Below are 17,368 nucleotides of genomic sequence, written 5' to 3'. Positions count from 1 at the left end.
GATGTCGAAGGGCGAATCAAAATCAGGACAGGAACCTAGTCCCGTCACCGAGCCGGAGGGCGAGCCCGTGCGCGTATTGCTGGCGGAAGACAATGTCATCGCCAGCGAACTTATTTCAATGATGGCCAAGCGCCTCGGTTGCAGGGTCGACACTGTCAGTAACGGCCTTGATGCAATCGATCTGATCTACCGCGCCCAGCAGCTGGACAAGGCGTATGACCTCCTGCTGCTCGATGCGATGATGCCCGTCCTTACTGGATCCGAAACAGCCAGGAGGCTGCGGGCCGAGGGTATCGACAGTTCTCAATTGCCGATCATTGCCGTCACAGCGGCAACCGATCCCGCGGAAGTGCGTGAGTATCTCCGCGCGGGAATGCAGGGCTACCTCTCAAAGCCTGTGTCACTGGCAGAGTTTTCCGCCTGCATAGATGCGTGGGCACCCGGTAGATCGAAAAAGCCGCATCGCGGCCGGCGTACACCCAGCGATGCGCTGCGCCGCCGCTATGACTTGCGAAAGATCGAAGTGCTCGAGCGGTTCGAGACTGCTGTCACCGCTGGGCACCTGGCTCCGGGAATCGCAACGGAACTGCGCGAACATCTGCACAAGCTGGCCGGCACCGCAGGCTCGTTCGGCGAAACCGATCTCAGCGTTGCTGCGTCTCAGGGTGAATCGCTGCTCGAAGGAGCAGCGCCTGACGGCCTCCGCGGAGCAATTTCACGATCACTCGATCTGCTGAAAGCCGTCGCATGAAGCGCATGATGATTGCTCTCGGGGCGATGTCTGCCCTGCTTAACGTGCCCGCCTCGGCGCAAGACGGTGTCGATGCCTGGGTCGAGCTTGAGGCGCGCGCAGTTCAAAGCGACCGCACTATTATCGACGGCGATGACATCGAATCCAGCGGTGCCGGGGTCAGTGTCGATGCTGCTTTCCAATGGACGAATGGCCGCACCGAAGTTCAGTTCGACCTTGGCGCGGAGGTTTTCGATTTCTCCGAAGAAACGCGCAACACCCGCGAAAGCGGGTCAGCCAGCGTAACGGTCTCGCAAGAAATCAGCGACAATCTCTCCGTGGCCGTCAGCGCCGGACACTGGGAGGACATCGTTACGCTTGAGGCGCGCCAGACTGACCAGGACGCCATTCGCGGCGAGGTCAAATATGAAGACAAGGTCCACCGTGTCCGCCTCCGCGCCCAATATCGCGAACGCGAGTACGAGAGCGTCACGCCCTCCACCGGCAATGGCATGCGCTATGACGCACAATATAATTACCGCTTTGCCAGCTGGCACTGGGCGCGCGTCGAACTGCGGGCCGAGGACATCAATTCCGACCACCCCCGCCGGGGATACGAGCGTTACATGGTCCGCGCCGGCTACAGCCTGCCGCTCGACAGCGGCAAAAACTGGCGCCTGCGCCCCCAGCTTGAATATCGCGACTGGACCTATGACGAACGCCGGGTCCTGGATGATCCTGCTGGAGAGCTGAGACGCGATTCCTACATTCAGCCGGAAATTGGCTTGGCTTACGGGAAATCAAATGGCCTCAAGGCACGCTTGCGGGCAGCTTACCAGTTCCGCAGCTCGAACGATCCGCGATATACCGAAGATGCGCCGTATTTTGACCTGCGCGTGGGTTATCGCTTCTAGCTAGCGCCGCTTGCGAAACGCGCGGCCGGCGAAATCACCGAATGCATTGGCCAGCCAGCCGCCCTTTTGGCGCGAAGTCAGTTTCTTGAGTTCCAGCGCAGCGCGCGGATTGCTGATTTGTTCGGCAACGAGCGCAGCATAGATCCGGTCGGACTTGCGCCGGCGGCGCACGGCATCGCCGCCGTCCAGCAGGCCCTCCATAAACGCCAGGGACCACCCGCGCAGCCACTCGAGCGGACCTTTCGTGTAGCTTGTCCCTGAATCGCCACTCAGCGCTGCGTCCGGGACAGCTGCGATCTGTTCTGCGACACGCAGCGGGATCGCTTCCACCTGCGGCGTTGTTATGCCCTGCGGGAGTTGGCCAGCTGACAAGGCTGCTTCCACCGTCTCGGCAACCCGCTTTTCGCTCAGCACACCGAATTCCTGGAAAGTCGCGAGCTGGGAGATGCCCTTCGCCGCTGTCGCTTCGTCTTCATCAAGCGCCTGGTCGCAAGCCTTGCTAACCGCCTCCCATGCCTGCCAGCGATAAACGAAATCGAGGCCGGTGCCCTTGATGTTCTGCATCCCCATAATGCGGTTCACTAGCCCGGGCGGGGAACTAGCAGCAATCAGGCGGATGATCTGTTCACCCTTGATGTAGAAATCGCGCACCGGGACCAGCTTCGCCATGAAAACACGGCGCAGGAAGGCCCGCACTTCCTCGTTGTGCGAACCGGGATTGCTCGAGGAAGAAATTGCGCCGCGCAACTTTTCGTATTCCGCAAAGTACCCCGCAAGCTGATGGTAATGGGCGAGGATCGCATCCTTGCGCTCCGGCACGAGCGCATCGCACAAAGCCTCTTCGGTTCCGCTCTCGATAGCCTTGGTTACTGCACCGTGATCGGCTGTGCCAGCCACGCCCTCGATCATGGCGGCAAGCAATCCGGTGAGTTGTTCCCGCTGCAATGGCACGCGCTGGCGCTTGGCCCATGCGGCCAGCAAGTCGTTGGGGTCCTTGCCCTCTTCTGCGAGATTCAAGCCTGCCGCATGGTCATTCCACTCTTCCTCGATGAAGCCGAGCAGGCCGTCGATATTCGAACCGATGAGGAAGTGTTTGTCAGCCGCGATGTCGGTCACGAGGATGCGGGCAAATACGCGGCTGCGCGGGACCCGGTCGGCGCGGTTGTTTACCACCGTCGAGATGTAGATCTCCGGATCAATGCCAAGGTCGTGATTGGCAAAACCCATCCGGGTCCAATTGCCCATCGCACCGAAGCGTTCGTTCGCGGAATTGCCCATCACATATTCGAGGGTGCGGTCTTCGACACGGCTGCGCGGATAGGTCTTCAATACGCCAAGGTCGGCGACGACGCGGTCGCTCATCTCCTTGACGCAGAAATCGTGGGCCAGCCCCATTTCATCGCCCATCGCCGTAACCAGAGCGATGTTGTACGGGTGTTCCGCATAGGGAAAACGGTCGAGCAGGGATTGGTGAACAAGGCCCGCTTGCCGCCAGTTCACCGCGCGCATCCGGGTTCCCACCTTCTCCGCGCCCTCGATCAGGATGGGGAGCATTTCCTCTTCTGTCGTCAGGCAAATCGAGTTCTCGGGAATGAATTCGGTCATCACTACCGGAATGTCGCGTCCTGCAGGTCCCTGGACGTCTTCATGGTCAGGATATGTGTTGGTCAGCGTGCCGATATCATCGCGCATCCAGTCACGCTGCAACACGCGCACATAGGACGGGTTGAGGCCCATGCATTCCCACAGGAACACTCTCGCCCCCAGCCCGCGCGAGATCTTGAGGAGATTGTACTGCTCCCAGATGGTCGCCTTGTCATAGGGGCGGAACAGGAACATCTCGGTCAGGTCGCCGAAAGCCTCCCCGTTGAGGAACATCGCCTCACAGCCGGTTGTCTTGGATACGAGCGGTGCGCCGAGGGCGTTCACCAAGCCTGCCTTCAGCCGTTCGGTACCGGACTTTCCGCGTGTGCCCCATCCTCCCAAACTCAGCGAGATCGAATTTCGCACCCGGCGCGCGTGCTGGCCCAGGAAGATATGCCTGCCGAAAAACCAGATGCATACGGCAGCAAGAAACAGGGCGAGCTGGCCGAGAGTATTTGTGAAGACCGTCGCCGCATACGACACGAAGTCGCCCCACAGCACTGGAACTAGCGCCAGCGGAGCAGCGAGCGAGAAAAACCGGACGACGGAGGGATCTGCCGGAAGGTACTTTTCTTCGCGCTGCAGCCCACGCGGTGCCTCATAAGGCTCGAACGTGATCGCCACATCATGCTCGGTAAGCGCGCGCACGAATTCGTGGCCGGTCCGGTTTCGCAGATCGGCCAATTCGGCGAACCTGCCAGCGATCCGCCACGATGCACGCATTCGGGCCACCATCCCCGTGGGCGGAACGATCGCGGTGATGCCCTCGCTGCTGAAAACACGGATTGTCCTGCCCATGTCGATTGCCGACAGCACATGGTCCACCAGCGGCAGCCAATTGCGCCAGTTGCCGTCCTCAGATTGGAAGAGTGGTTCGCCCGGCACCTTGGTGGGCGCCAGCTCGGCCATCCGGGCCGAAGGGGCGGAAATCGTGCCTTCGTGCGTTCGGCCGATCGTATGCAGGAACGCCTGGCGCTTGTCGGTCGCCGAATGGCGCAGCTCGAACAAGGTGCGCCACAGCTTGCGGGTAAGGCGGTCGCCGCGCTGCAGCGTGGGCTTGCGGCGTTCGGTAATATCGTAGCCGAAATCCGACTGGGCCAGCACCGCCAATGCGCGCCCGACCTTGTCCGGATCGGCCATGACATCTGCACCCAGCGCAGCGACCTTGCACGATTGCCCTTCGCGCAATCTTGCCCCGGCATCGCGCGCTTCGGAGGCGATCGCCAGCGCCTCCTCGTCGCTCAGGAGCCACAGGCGCTCAAATGCCTCGCCAGCCCAGCGGCGGATCTTCGGCTCCTCAACTCGTTCACGCAAGTCGATCAGGGCCTTTTGCAAGTCGGGCAGGATGTGGAGAAAGTCCTCCGCACTCTCTGTCCTCAGATGCTCGCACAATCGCCAGCCTGCATCCATTGCCATCCGCAGGACGAGTTCGTTCCTCTCACGCGATAGGACGCGCAGGATATGCGGAGCATACCGCCGCGCACCGCAGGCCTGAGCCATGGCAACAGGATCGGCGAACAACTGGGCGCGCACCTGCGGGTCGCGGTCGATACGCAACCTGGTCGTCATTGCCTTGGCCAGGTCGACCGGCAATGACGGGATCGCCTCTGCTACGGCTTGCCTGACAGCGCCCTCACCATCGAGCGAAAGCATTTCCAGGGCCCGGACGAGCTTCGTATCACCGTCGACGCGTGCCGCCAGCAGCCGCGCAAGGTGCCGCCTCACGAACAGGCGATTGTCCTGCCGCACAGGCGTATCCGCCTTGGCATCGCTGGCAAGACGCTTGGCCAGCACTGACCGAAAGCCGTCAGGCGAAATGATCGCTAACGTGTCCAGCGCCGCGCACTGCGTCCAAACGGACTCGCGCCAATCGAGGGCAACCCGCCGGGTCTCCCTGAGCGCAGTCTCAATCCAGAATGCATCAAGTTCGTCCACGCTGGACGTGGCGATGTGGCGCAAGGACTGATGCGCAGCCTCCCGCACGCGCGGCTCTGCGCGGTAGCTGCGAACCGTGTCGAGCATCGAGGCGAAATCGCGGGCGAGTACCGCGTCGGAGATCGCGCATTCGCCCGCTTGCAGCGCCCTTGCAGCCATCAGTCCGGCGCGTTCGGCGGCGTGTGCCATCGCCCGTTCACGCTCACCTACCCGGCGGCGATAACGCTCGAGCGCCGCATCGCCATCGAACCATGCGCCCATTGCGCGCTTGTCCTTGCGAAGCCTGGCCTTGTCCGCACCGAGCTTCTCGGCAAAATCGAGGATGGCGGCCTGCCGCTCCGCCTCGTCCTGAACGCTGGCAAAGCGGGCATTGAACAAGGCTGCATCGGCATTGAACCGCTCGATGATTTCCATCTGCGCGCTCGCAAACAAGGCGAGGCGCAAGCAGTGGCCGCGCCAGCCGCCAATGCCCGGTGCGGGAGCAGCCGCTACTTCAGCCGCCAGATCGTCATAAACTGGCGCAAGCGGTGCAGCGATGCCAAGCGACATCGCTTCGCTGAGTGTGGGAACCGTCTCCTCGTTCATGCCAGCCCCGCGGACAGGCAGAGCGCAAATCTCGAACGAAGTTCTGCATTCTCGACCAGCTCGCCGCGCAATTCGGCGGACATTTCAAGGTGCACAAAGGCATCGAAGCCTGCATCGCGCAAAACTCTACCCTGCCGATTTGTCAGGGCCCCGAGTTCTTCGACATCGTTTGGATAGACCTTCACCTCGCGCGGTGCGAGGGCGACCGAGAGGCAATCCGCCAGCCGGAAGAGGCCTGTGCCGGGCGTTTCAGTTCCCTGGCTGACAATCACATCGGCGAGTTGCGCCGCGCGACTTTCACGCTTCGCCGTCTCGAACCCATGCAGCTGCACGATGCGTCCAGCAGGCCGGTGCTGCGCAAAGGCAAGCGAGAATGCCGACAGGTAATGCGTTTCGTGCCGGGCCGGATCGCCGCCGGGGCACGTACCGCTCGGGTTCCTTGGTGCACTGTTCCACGCCGCCGCTGCAGCGGGCAGTTCTGCGAACAGCTGATCCGCCAGGGTGCCGGTGTTCCTGTCCGATCCGCGGTGCGGCGCAACGATGGCGAGCGGGAGAGCGGCTCCGGAGCGCAAAAGATATTCGCCCCTCCCCCGGCAATCGCCGTCCGCTTCGACAAGAGCCGTAACGCCGCGCCGCCCCTCGAGTGGGCCAGCCACAAGCCCTTGTGGCGCGGCATCCTCTCCTTCCAATGCGCGCAGAAATGCTGCCTGCGCCTGCCGTGCCTGCGCCGGGGTCGGCACATCGAAGCCACCGGCATCGCGGAGCGGCCGAAATAACTGGGATGCAAGGATGATTGCAGCAGCCACGATGGTCAGGACCGCGCCCCAGCGCCATAGGCGCACAGGCCGCTTCATTCCTCCTCCTCGTCAACTTCGAAGGGTCGCTCATAAACCACGCCGACGGTATAATCGCGACCCGCGATTCCCGCAGGGCCAAGGGCCCGCCAGCGATTGGTCATCAGGGCGGCGCGCTCCTGGTCGGTCATCAATTCGGGGCCAAGAGCATCGGCGCGTGCAAGGACCGCCTGCTCCGATGCCGAGCGGCGCCTGAACGCTGCCAGGGCGGTGTTCCCCACAAACGGAAGCCGCTCATAGGCCTGGATATCAATGCTGAGCACTGCGGGGTCCGCATCTGCCAATGCAACCATTTCCATGGTGGACACCGGGCGGTCGGCAGCGATCACCACGTCATCCCGCAGGGCAATTGGCACGTCGCTATCCAGCCGGAAACGCACCGGCCTTTTAAAAGGCCTCAACCGTTTTGGGTGAAGGGCGCGCGAATATACATCCCGTTCCAATACGGGCGCGCCCCCGGCATCCCGGAGAATGACTTTGAACCCGTAAATCCAGTTATCCGATTTCGTCCAATCTTCGGGCAGGATGTTTGGCTGCGATATGATGCGCACCAAGGTCGATGGCCGTGAAAGATTGAAGCGTATCACTTCATCGCGCGGCACTTGGTAAACAAGCGTACGAGAGGTGCCGCCAAGCTCTCGGCGGTCCGCGGTGTCATCGCGAATGAAAAGCGGAGCAAGGGCATCCCTGGACAGGAACACGCCCGTCGAAGCGGCCAGAAAAACTGCCGCTGCACCAAAGGCCTTGCCGAGCGAGGACAGGCGCATATCAGCGCTTACCCGCCGTAGTCGGCACATAGAGCACCGCATACCGCTTGTTCAGCGAATGATTGAGATAGAGCAATGCCGTCTGCGAAAACGCTTCGAATCCGGCCCATTCGCGCGACCGTTCGGCAAGGACCGGGTCGAATCCCCCGTCCTGCACGATGCCGATGATCTCACGGCTCTCTGCTGACTGCGACGCCACTCTGTCGGTCGACACGACAACCCTTCCGGCGGCGAGCGCTGCGAGATCGGCGGCGGGATAGCTGCGTATCTGGAGGGCCAATGCGGGTCGGTCACCCAGCTGATCGATTGCGGTTTGCGCAATCGTGCCGAACATCGTCGCCTGGCTTCCGTCATATCCCAGCTCGCGCGGGGCAAAAACGAGCAGGCTGGCGTCAGACGATCGCGCAAAAGCAAATGCTGCATCGCGCATGATCCGGGCGGACGGCGCAGTGCTACCATCGCTTCCTCCGACCTCCTCGCGAAGCGATGCCATCACGATCCTGTCCGGCCTCCCGGATAGATCAAAAATAGCCCGCCCCTGATCCTGCGTACCAACCAGCGCCAACAGCGGAGAGTTTGCTTCGCTACACCGGTAGAGGTCCAGACCAAGCGCGCGGGAAGCGGCGCGCGAGATAACTAGGTCGCCATCATCCTGCCGCTCTTCGAGGAGCGGTGCGAGCACCTCGTCACGCAGGAAGACGCGCTGTGCCGGCTGCGTGAAGTTTGCGGAACCTTTTGCGTGGTCCAAAGCGCGGCACGGACGATCCGGTTGCTGGAATTCCTCCAGGCCAATGCGCAGCATCCTCCTGATGGATTGTGCAGGCAGCGTAAGTATGGCTGGCGCTTCGACGTCAGCTGCATTTGTCCGGCGCATGGCCGCAAGTCCGATTTCAACATCTGGCAAGACTTCGCGGAGAGATGCGATATCCAGCTGCGTTCCGCTGCCGTCTGCCAATTCGACGCGCGCGCCGGGGGTCGAACCCGCTTGGATGGAGAGAACCGGTCCGCGCCATTTGGACCTGAATGTCTGCAACACGCTCGGCCGGGTGCCTGCGCCTGCGAGCTGCGGAGTGGTGATGACGAGCCACTTTGCCCCAAGCTGCCGAGCCAGCTTGGCAGCCGCCAACCCGAGACCAGGCTGCGCTCCGGGATCCTCTATCACCACGGCCAGTTCGGACGGTGCCGTTTGATCGTGAACAAGCAAATCACTGCCGCGTCCGTCCATGCGTAGCAAGGCGAGCCGCCCAGCAGGCAAGGCTTCAGCCTGCCAGCCGTTTGCTCGCCCGGCCAATCCCGCGGCGACCGGGGGCAGTCCCGCCCCCAGCAATTCCAGTGCATCTGCGAGGCCCTGTGCCGATGCGCTGTCCAGCGATCCGTCGGCCAAAGTTGCGCGGCGCAACCTTGCATCCCCGATTGCGCCAACCAGCAGGTCCTGTTCGCGTTCGATCGTAGCTTCCCGCTCACCCCCGGCCTGGGCTGCGCTTGCGGGAAGGATAAAAGCTACTGCGATGCCGGCAAGATTGCCCAAGATCGCACCGATGGCGGACACCTGCAGTGTCGAACGCAGCAAGCGCGGGAAGATGTCCTTGTCGTGCGCCTTGATCGCCAACAGCGTGGAGAGAAGGTAGCCGAAGCCATAAAAATCGGTCGTCTTCACGTCCCATGCCAACAGCACGAGGCTGTGGCCGACAATGAGCTTGAGCACGAAGCTGATATTGAAGAACAGCAGCATCTTGTTTGCCCCCTCAATGGTCGCGTTCTGCAACCAAGGGGTTTTCAGGAGCTGGCGCGCGATGAAATAGATTACGGCCGCTTCGGCAAAGGATGTGAGGATTTTGGTGGGCTGATACCACTGCAGCGCGATCAGGGCCGGGATCAGGATACCCGAAAAGTCCCAGCCATATTTGACGTTCATATGCGAGGCATAGAGCGCAGTAAGCACTAGGATCATGTAGGCCTTCGGACTGGCCAAGATCGAACTGGCAAGCCCTTCGTACATGTACGTTACCGCGCTCAAGCGGAAATTCGTGAACTCCATCAGGCCATAGCGCACGATCAGATAGGTTATGGCGGTGACCACGATCATCGAGAACAGGCCGCGGGCCAAACCGGGCTTCCAGAACTGGTTGGCCAGAAGCGATATGATCACGAGGCCGAAGCTCTGGAGATCGCTCTGCCAGTCGAGGCGCTGGTTGTAATTGGTCGCAAGCCACTCGGAAAGTTCGGGCAGGATCAATCCGTCCATCGACAACCTGACCGCCACGCTCGCCAGGATCAGGCCCATGAACCGGTCGCGCCCAAACAGGGCTGGCCATCGTCCCGGCGCCAACTTCTCCGAGAAAATCCACACGATCCAGTAGGCGAGGATCGCTTCTACCGTGATCACCAGCGCCGCCATCGGCTTGACCACCAGGAGCGGCACTACATAGCCCGGCACGACCAGTCCCGAAAGGACCCAGCCGAACCGCAGGTTGAAGAAGCATAGGACCAGCACACCCACCCAGACGGTGGTAATGACAGAGCTGGCCAGCCCGCCTTCAGGGAAGATCGACAAGATCAAGGCGCGACCTTCATGATCAGCTGCCCTCAGGCATCGGCAGTGACCTTCTCTATCGCAGCTACCAGATCTTGCGCGGTTACAGGCTTGCGGATCATCCCCCGAACGCCAAAATCGCGGCCCTCGGCTAGAATATCGTTGGTTACTGAAGCGGATATGACCACGATTGGGGGGTGGCCGGGCATTTCTTCTGCAATTCGGCGCATGAATTGCAGGCCGTCCATCTTGGGCATCACGAGGTCCAGCAAAATGCAGTCGAATTGCATCTGGCCGACCATTTCCAGACCCTTGCGGCCATCATGGGCGACTGCCACCGAGTAGCCCTCGAGCTCCAACAACTGCGCGACCATGTCGCACAGCAATTCATCATCATCGATGAGCAATATCGACTTTTCAGTCATCCAATCCGCCTCAGTTTGATGTCGAACCGGTACCCGCCGCCAGCCGAACTGTAATAGGTAACAGCGGCCTTCCACTGGATAGCCTCGTCCATTCCTGCCCGCGCAATCTGGTATTCCACCGGCACTTCGCCTGGAGAAGCTTCCAGCGCCGCGCAGAAGCGGTCAAACGGCAGTCCGAAGCCGCCCGAAATGGCAATCCGCGTGGTTTCCTCTGCCTCTTCGACCGAAATCGACACCTCGTCTTCATTTGACGTGTCGGCAATAACCAGGCGCAACATTGCCTCGATCATGTCTGAGAGCATCAACGGTTCTGCTAGACTGAAACCACTCAGCGCCGGAAGATCCGCGGCAATCCTAACCCCCAGCTCCTCGGCAAAGGGGGCCGCGCGATCAATCGCCTGCTGCACAGTATTGCGAGCCTCGATTGGATAGTAGGGCGCAGTCGAATCGCCAGGACTATCTTCGAGCAGGCTGCGCACCTCCTCGAGGCGGCCAATTGCGCGGCTTGCAACAGCAGCTATCCGGTCAACCGTCCGTTCGAGCGCTGGTCGCTTCAGCCGGGGATCGGCGGCCAGCGAGATTCCGAGGCTGATCGCCTCAAGGTCGTTGCGAAGCTGGCGGTCGATGAATGTACCGACTGCGAGGCGCAGCTCGGCCAGTTGGTCCAATTCGGTTACATCAATCGCTTCGAGAACTATGACGCTCTGGGCCCTATCGCCGTCGCTGGCAAACAGTCCCAGGCGCAATACGCGTTGCCGCGCGCCAAGATCGCGCATCGGCACGCGCATCTCGCTACCATGGAGCAAGACATCCCTGATCATGCTTGTCACGCGTGGGTGATCAAGGTCGGTAAGGGCTACAAGAGCCTCGGAAACGACGGTGCTTTCAGGTGAAATGCCGGCAAGCGAAAGAATTTCGCGCATCTGGCGGTTTGCATGGACCGGGAGGCCCAGCTGCCGGAAAACGAACACGCCCGTGTCCAGCGCCTCCAACCCTCCGGAAAGCTCACTTCCCTGAAGCGTAATCAGGTTTGCGGCGCTTTGCACCCGCTGTTCGAGGGTTATACGTGTCTGGCCAGCATCGCTATCGGCAAGCAGGCGATGCTGCCAATGCCGCATCGCCCGTGCACGGATGATCGAATCTGCCAGAAGCTTGCGGACGTGCTTTCTTCGCTTACCTCTCGGTAATTCGTACAGCAGCAGATATTCCACATCGCCGGATGGCAGGAGCGCGGCCTTCGTCCCCTCACCCCAGTTTGGCGTGAGCGGCCCGGCATTAATCGGGCGCCGCACTGACGCCACCTCACGCATTTTTTTGCGCGAAGCGGCCGAAACAAGGTCAACATCTTCCTGGCCAGCGTCACTCGCATGTTCGAACCGCCAATTACCGGAATGGCCGTCCCGCATGAAAATGGCTGTGCGCGGCAGGCCGAGCAATTCCGGCAATATTTCGAACTGCTTGGGAAGCTTGGCAGCATCCTGAAACAGGCTGCGGCTGAAAGCCAAGTCGATGGCGCTATCGATAGTTCCGCCCAGCCGGTGTTCGCGGCGCCACTGGATAGCGGATGCCTTTGCGGTGCACGCCAGAAGAACTGCAACAACAATTCCTGAAATTGGGATCATGATGTTGAGGGTCTGGAGAACAATCCATCCGCCGGCGAGTGCCAGCAAGACCGTAGCCGGTAGTAACACTATGAAATTTCGCCGGTTTGCAGCGAATTCTGTCAGAAACAGTGTCAGCAGAGCGGCGAGCAGGATGACAAGAAGCGCTAGCAAGGTGCTCGCGGGCTGCACCTCTCGTCGGTCGAGCAAGGATTGAACCGCGTGGGCCGCCAATACCGCTCTGGTTGCAGATCTTCCCTCGGGATCTAGCGAAGTCGCAATAGTGGTTTGCCCCTCCACCCCGGCCGGGAGGACAATTGCGGTCAGACCCGTCAGCTCACCTGCTGCGAAATTGCCCGCAACAAGCTGTGATGCGGTAATGCGGGGAATGTTCTGCCCCTTGGGCATTCGCGGCCAGTAAAGCCCTTTTATATCGCCGCGCCCTGAGAGCGCTGCTTCAAACAGCGAAAGCGGCCCCGCTTCCCCCTCAACCTGGGGCAGCAAGGCTCTGTGTATTCCGTAGCGCGGTGGAAGCGAGACAGCCGGCACCGGGGTGCCTCCAGCCGATATCACATCATTTGCGCCGGGCATTTGCCAGGCCAGTTTTGCAGGCACTCTCTCTGCGGGAAGCTTGAAGACTGCTGGTATGGACACTCTTCCGACGCTCGAAAGCGCCATATCATCCTGATTTATCTCAAAAAAACCTATCGCACGAAGATCGCTGGCGCTGGCGCCATCTACAAGATCGCCGGGGGGGTTCGAGCTGCCGGACAAGAAGTCGGCATCTTGTTCGATAAGGAGCGTCTTCGGTGGCTGCGCGACTTCGTATTTGGTGGCCGTATCGTATGCGAACCCGTCCATCACACTCAGCAGAGTAGTCTGGGCAAGCAGGAAACTGATCGCCGTTACTACAGCCAGTATGAGAAAATCGACGAGGACAAGCGGAGCGAGCCGCTGGCCGCGTAGAACGGCGCGGAGCATAGCGCCCGAGTATTTCTGCTGCTCCTTCGGCACAAGCCTGATCCCGCTTACTTCACCCGATTGGCTAGGATGCCAGCCGCGTCGCGACAAGCGCTGGAACAGGCCAAGGCGCAGATATCACCCGAATGGGCGTAAAACCGCGACGGCTTAAATGTCGCCGCCGGTCAGACGCTGGCAGATCAGGTCAAGTTGATCGAGTGTGTGATAGCGGATCGTGACTGTCCCGGTGCTCGGCGTATCGTCGGTTCTGATCTTGACCGGAAGTCCAAGAAACTCCTCGAGATGCCCTTGCACAGCGGCAATGTCGGCGTCGGTTTCTGCTTCGGGGATTTTGGGAGTGGCCTGACGCTCTTTCTTGGGCCGACTGGCGCCCCGGGCAAGTTTCTCGACCTCGCGGACGGACAGGTTTTCCTTTGCGGCGCGTTCCGCGATGGCGACCGCATCGTCATTCCCGATCAATGCGCGGGCGTGGCCCATGGAAAGTTTGCCGGAAGCCAATAATCCCAGCACACCTTCCGGCAGAACCAGCAGGCGCTGCAGGTTCGCCACGTGGCTGCGGGACTTATCAACTAGGCCAGCAATCTCGGCCTGGGTCATGCCTTCATCATCGGCAAGCGTCTGATACGCTCGCGCCTCTTCCAGAGGGTTGAGGTCTTCCCGCTGGAGATTCTCGATCAGAGCGAGCGCGAGGACCTCGCGCTGATCCAGCTCGCGCACGATGGCCGGAATGTGATGCAATCGGGCGCGCTGTGCGGCGCGCCAGCGGCGTTCGCCAGCCACAAGGCGGTAACGTCCCCCGCCCTTCGGCGTTACGATAATCGGCTGAATGACACCGCGCTGAGCGATTGATGCTGCCAGTTCATCGAGCGCCGCGTCATCGAAGTGCGTGCGCGGCTGTCCGGGTAGTGGCTCGATATCCGCCACCGCGATATCGCTCAAACCGGTGGTGCGGGTCAGCACTTCCGTATCGCCCAACTGATTGCGATCGTTATCTTTTTGAACCAACGGTTCTTCACGCTGCACTTCACCAAGGAGAGCGCCGAGACCGCGGCCTAGCTTCTTTTTGCGATCGATTGCCTGGCTCATGCAGCCTTCCTCTTCTCAGGTAATCTTCCAATCAGCTCACGCGCCAATCCGATATAGGCGCGGCTGCCGGGACAATTGTGGTCGTAAACGAGCGCAGGCATCCCGTGGCTGGGTGCCTCCGACAGGCGTACATTACGCGGGATAACATTTTCGAAGACGAGATTACCGAGGCAATCCCGCACATCATCAGCAACCTGGTCCGTCAGACGGTTGCGCCGATCGAACATGGTGAGCGCTATGCCGACGATGCCCAGATCAGCATTAAAGCGTTGTTGCACCCTCTCGACTGTCTGCAAAAGCTGGCTGAGACCCTCTAGCGCGAAGAATTCACATTGCAGCGGCACGAGCAGAGTGTCTGCCGCCCCCAGGGCATTCAGCGTCAAAAGACCGAGCGATGGCGGGCAATCGATGAAGCAGATATCGTAACCGGGGAAACCACCCCTGCCCGATTGGGACAAAGCCTTGCTGAGGCGCGAGGTACGGTCGTCCACTGAAACCAGCTCAATCTCGGCACCCGAAAGATCTTGTGTCGCGGGGACAATGTCGAGGCCCGGAATTTCAGTGGGCTGCGCGCAGTCGGCCAAAGTCCCTTGGTCGAGCAGCAGGTCGTAGCTTGAATTGCCCCGCGCCGAGCTGTCGATGCCCATACCGGTGGAAGCATTACCCTGAGGATCGAGATCAACGAGAAGCGTTTTCCAGCCAGTCGCGGCCATTGCAGTGGCGATGTTGATGGCGGTGGTGGTTTTGCCCACTCCACCCTTCTGATTGGCAATTGCGACCGTGATCATGCCTTTTCCCTCACCTTACCCTTGCCGACGACGATTCCGGCATCTGCGTCAGTCAAAGATTGTTCCACGTGGAACATTTGACGATCGCTCTTAGGTAGCTCCCGCACTTCTTGCGCTGCAGAACGCCCTTTGGGCAACACCCAATGTGTTCGCGCTGTGGAGAAGCGTGCGGATAACCGGAGGAGCGTTGCCAGCGGAGCAAAGGCCCTGGCGGAGATTATTCCCGCTTCGCACGCTTCGACGTTCTGTAGTTTCTGACCTTCGATTACGCAGTTCGTGAGGCCGAGTTCGGCCTTCATCGTGGAGAGCCAGTCAATTCTCAGCTTTCGCGATTCAATAAGAATTACCTTGGTGTCAGGCCGCAAGGCCGCAAGCACCAATCCCGGAAATCCTGCGCCGCTACCGAGATCCAACCATGGACCGTGTGTTTCACGTGGAACATGTTCCAACAGCTGGGCAGAGTCTGCGAAGTGCCTGACCCATACCTGTGCGAGCGAAGCTTTCGAGACGAGATTTTGGCTTTCGTTTTCGGCCGACAGTGCTGCAGCGAGCCGGTCAAGCCGGGCGAGACCCTCATCTGTAGTAAACTTGCCCACGTATTCACGAGCCTGAGCTTCGCCTTCAATCATGCATTGGCTCCTTGGGCGCGTTTCACGTGCACCATCAGCGCGGCTAATGCAGAGGGCGTAATTCCCGAAATTCGGCCAGCGGCGGACAGTGTGCCCGGTTGCGCGGCTAACAGTCGTTCTTTCATCTCGTTTGAAAGGCCGGGCACAGCGTCGTAGCGAAATCCCTCTGGTATCTTTAGGCCTTCGCCGGCGCGAAGATCTCGTAGCTCCGCATCCTGTCTTTCCAGATAAGGGGCGTAGAACGCATCCTCGGCAAGTTCGATAGCCAGCGGATCCGTCTGATCAATTCCGTCGATTAGGTCGGCCAGATCCGCCACAGCAATATGCCCACCCCTCAACCATTCAGTGGCCGGCCGCACGCCCGCATCAAGCCGGACCCTGTGCCCGTTGTCATTCAATTCCTTGGCGGAAACAGACGACTGGAGAAGCGCATTCAACGAAGCATGCCGCGCGCTGCGCTTTTCGAACCAGGATGTCCGCTCCTTCCCAACCAAGCCCGCAGCTATTCCCAAGGGGGTCAACCGCGTATCCGCATTCGCGGCGCGAAGGCGCAAACGGTACTCTGCCCGGGATGTCAGCATCCTATAAGGTTCGGTGACCCCCTGCAGAGTGAGGTCATCGACCATTACTGCGATATAGGAATTTGCCCTATCGAGCGCGGCGGGCTCTTTTCCTAACACCTTTGCTGCGGCATTCATTCCAGCGACAAGGCCCTGCGCTGCGGCTTCTTCGTAGCCGGTTGTGCCGTTAATCTGGCCGGCACAATACAGGCCCGGAATGCGGCGCACCTCGAGCGATGAGAACAATGCACGCGGGTCGATATGGTCATATTCAACCGCATAACCGGGCACTTCCATTTCGACGCGGTGCAAACCAGCCATCGTTCGGAGCATCCCGAGTTGGACGTCGGTAGGGAGCGAAGTGCTGATGCCATTGGGGTAAACGTAGTGCGTGGTCAGACCCTCAGGCTCTAGAAATACTTGATGCCCATCGCGATCACCGAACCGGTGAATCTTGTCTTCAATTGACGGGCAATACCGCGGTCCCGCCGCGCCAATCGCGCCCGAGAAGAGCGGTGATCGCTCGAGATTCGCCCGAATGAGATCATGAGCCCATTCATTTGTGCGGGTAATCGCACAAAACACTGAAGGATTGACACGCCGTTCGGTCAGTGAGGACATAGTCCAATGTTCATCGTCAGAGGGCTGTTCCTCCAAGAGCGCCCAATCGATAGTGCGCCCATCGAGGCGCGGCGGAGTTCCCGTTTTCAGCCTCGCCATAGGAAGCTCTGCCTCGCGTAATTGGGCAGCAAGGCGGCGAGCGGCGTCTTCACCGATCCGTCCACCCTCAAATCTCTCCTCGCCGCGAAACAGCGTGCCGCCAAGGAACGTCCCAGTGCACAATACCACCGTATCGGACAGGATCGACGTCCCGTCAGCCAGTTCCAGGCCAGCTACTTCCCCGCCGCGTAGCAGCAATGCAGCAGCCTCACCTTCGATCAGGGTAAGGTTAGGCTCCTCTCGGACGATACCTTGCACCGCCATGTGAAATAGCCGCCGGTCCGCCTGAATCCGTGGGCCCCACACCGCGCTACCTTTAGAACGGTTGAGCATGCGATAGTGGATCGCAGCAGCATCGGCTGCGCGGCCTATAACTCCATCGAGAGCATCAACTTCGCGGACCAAATGGCCCTTCCCCAATCCACCAATGGCTGGATTACAGCTCATCGCACCAACCTTGGTAAGATCGAAGCTGACCAGTCCAACATGCGCGCCCATGCGTGCGGCCGCGCAGGCCGCCTCTACGCCGGCGTGACCGCCGCCAATAATCAGGACTTGGAAGGATTGCATGACTGCGCCGATAATTCACAAATGCTGGCAGGTCAAAGGTCCGATT

General features: G+C 60.4%; 12 protein-coding genes. 2 read left to right on the top strand and 10 right to left on the bottom strand.

Annotated features, from left to right (window positions below; translation table 11 throughout):
* The first annotated feature begins 1 nt into the window (after position 1).
* Both K3166_RS12915 and K3166_RS12910 read left to right on the top strand, forming a co-directional pair.
* Positions 2-751 (top strand): response regulator, encoded by a 750-nt coding sequence (locus K3166_RS12915; protein ID WP_221422597.1) that lies wholly within the window; start codon positions 2-4, stop codon positions 749-751.
* A complete protein-coding gene (locus K3166_RS12910) occupies positions 748-1,644 on the top strand; it encodes a hypothetical protein (protein ID WP_221422596.1) in 897 nt (298 codons plus the stop codon). Before K3166_RS12915 ends, K3166_RS12910 begins: the two co-directional genes overlap by 4 nt.
* Here K3166_RS12910 and K3166_RS12905 read toward each other — a convergent pair whose 3' ends face one another.
* The 10 genes from K3166_RS12905 to mnmG all read right to left on the bottom strand — a co-directional run bounded on the left by K3166_RS12905 (position 1,645) and on the right by mnmG (position 17,322).
* Positions 1,645-5,808 carry a hypothetical protein gene (locus K3166_RS12905; protein ID WP_221422595.1) on the bottom strand — a complete coding sequence of 1,388 codons (4,164 nt, stop codon included), beginning with the start codon at positions 5,806-5,808 and terminating at the stop codon, positions 1,645-1,647.
* Positions 5,805-6,662 carry a hypothetical protein gene (locus K3166_RS12900; protein ID WP_221422594.1) on the bottom strand — a complete coding sequence of 286 codons (858 nt, stop codon included), beginning with the start codon at positions 6,660-6,662 and terminating at the stop codon, positions 5,805-5,807. Before K3166_RS12900 ends, K3166_RS12905 begins: the two co-directional genes overlap by 4 nt.
* On the bottom strand, positions 6,659-7,429 hold the full coding sequence (locus tag K3166_RS12895; RefSeq protein WP_221422593.1) for a hypothetical protein: 771 nt from the start codon (positions 7,427-7,429) through the stop codon (positions 6,659-6,661). Before K3166_RS12895 ends, K3166_RS12900 begins: the two co-directional genes overlap by 4 nt.
* Before the next feature lies 1 nt (position 7,430).
* Positions 7,431-9,989, bottom strand: coding sequence for a poly-gamma-glutamate biosynthesis protein PgsC/CapC (locus tag K3166_RS12890; protein WP_221422592.1), 2,559 nt, complete (start codon positions 9,987-9,989; stop codon positions 7,431-7,433).
* 26 nt (positions 9,990-10,015) lie between these two features.
* Positions 10,016-10,387 (bottom strand): response regulator, encoded by a 372-nt coding sequence (locus K3166_RS12885; RefSeq protein WP_221422591.1) that lies wholly within the window; start codon positions 10,385-10,387, stop codon positions 10,016-10,018.
* Positions 10,384-12,969, bottom strand: coding sequence for an ATP-binding protein (locus K3166_RS12880; RefSeq protein WP_221422590.1), 2,586 nt, complete (start codon positions 12,967-12,969; stop codon positions 10,384-10,386). The genes K3166_RS12885 and K3166_RS12880 overlap by 4 nt, the downstream gene beginning before the upstream one ends.
* Positions 12,970-13,116: 147 nt before the next feature.
* Complete coding sequence (locus K3166_RS12875; RefSeq protein ID WP_221422589.1) at positions 13,117-14,055, bottom strand: ParB/RepB/Spo0J family partition protein; 939 nt, start codon at positions 14,053-14,055, stop codon at positions 13,117-13,119.
* Entirely contained in the window at positions 14,052-14,843 is a 792-nt protein-coding gene (locus tag K3166_RS12870; protein ID WP_221422588.1) for a ParA family protein, read from the bottom strand. The genes K3166_RS12875 and K3166_RS12870 overlap by 4 nt, the downstream gene beginning before the upstream one ends.
* A complete protein-coding gene (rsmG, locus tag K3166_RS12865; protein ID WP_221422587.1) occupies positions 14,840-15,472 on the bottom strand; it encodes a 16S rRNA (guanine(527)-N(7))-methyltransferase RsmG in 633 nt (210 codons plus the stop codon). Before rsmG ends, K3166_RS12870 begins: the two co-directional genes overlap by 4 nt.
* On the bottom strand, positions 15,469-17,322 hold the full coding sequence (gene mnmG / locus K3166_RS12860) for a tRNA uridine-5-carboxymethylaminomethyl(34) synthesis enzyme MnmG (protein ID WP_221422586.1): 1,854 nt from the start codon (positions 17,320-17,322) through the stop codon (positions 15,469-15,471). The genes rsmG and mnmG overlap by 4 nt, the downstream gene beginning before the upstream one ends.
* Positions 17,323-17,368 lie beyond the last annotated feature (46 nt).

This window comes from Qipengyuania psychrotolerans, assembly GCF_019711355.1.
GTDB lineage: Bacteria > Pseudomonadota > Alphaproteobacteria > Sphingomonadales > Sphingomonadaceae > Qipengyuania > Qipengyuania psychrotolerans.
The sequence above is the reverse complement of the archived record's forward strand: the minus strand, read 5'-3'. Positions and strand labels throughout refer to the sequence as shown.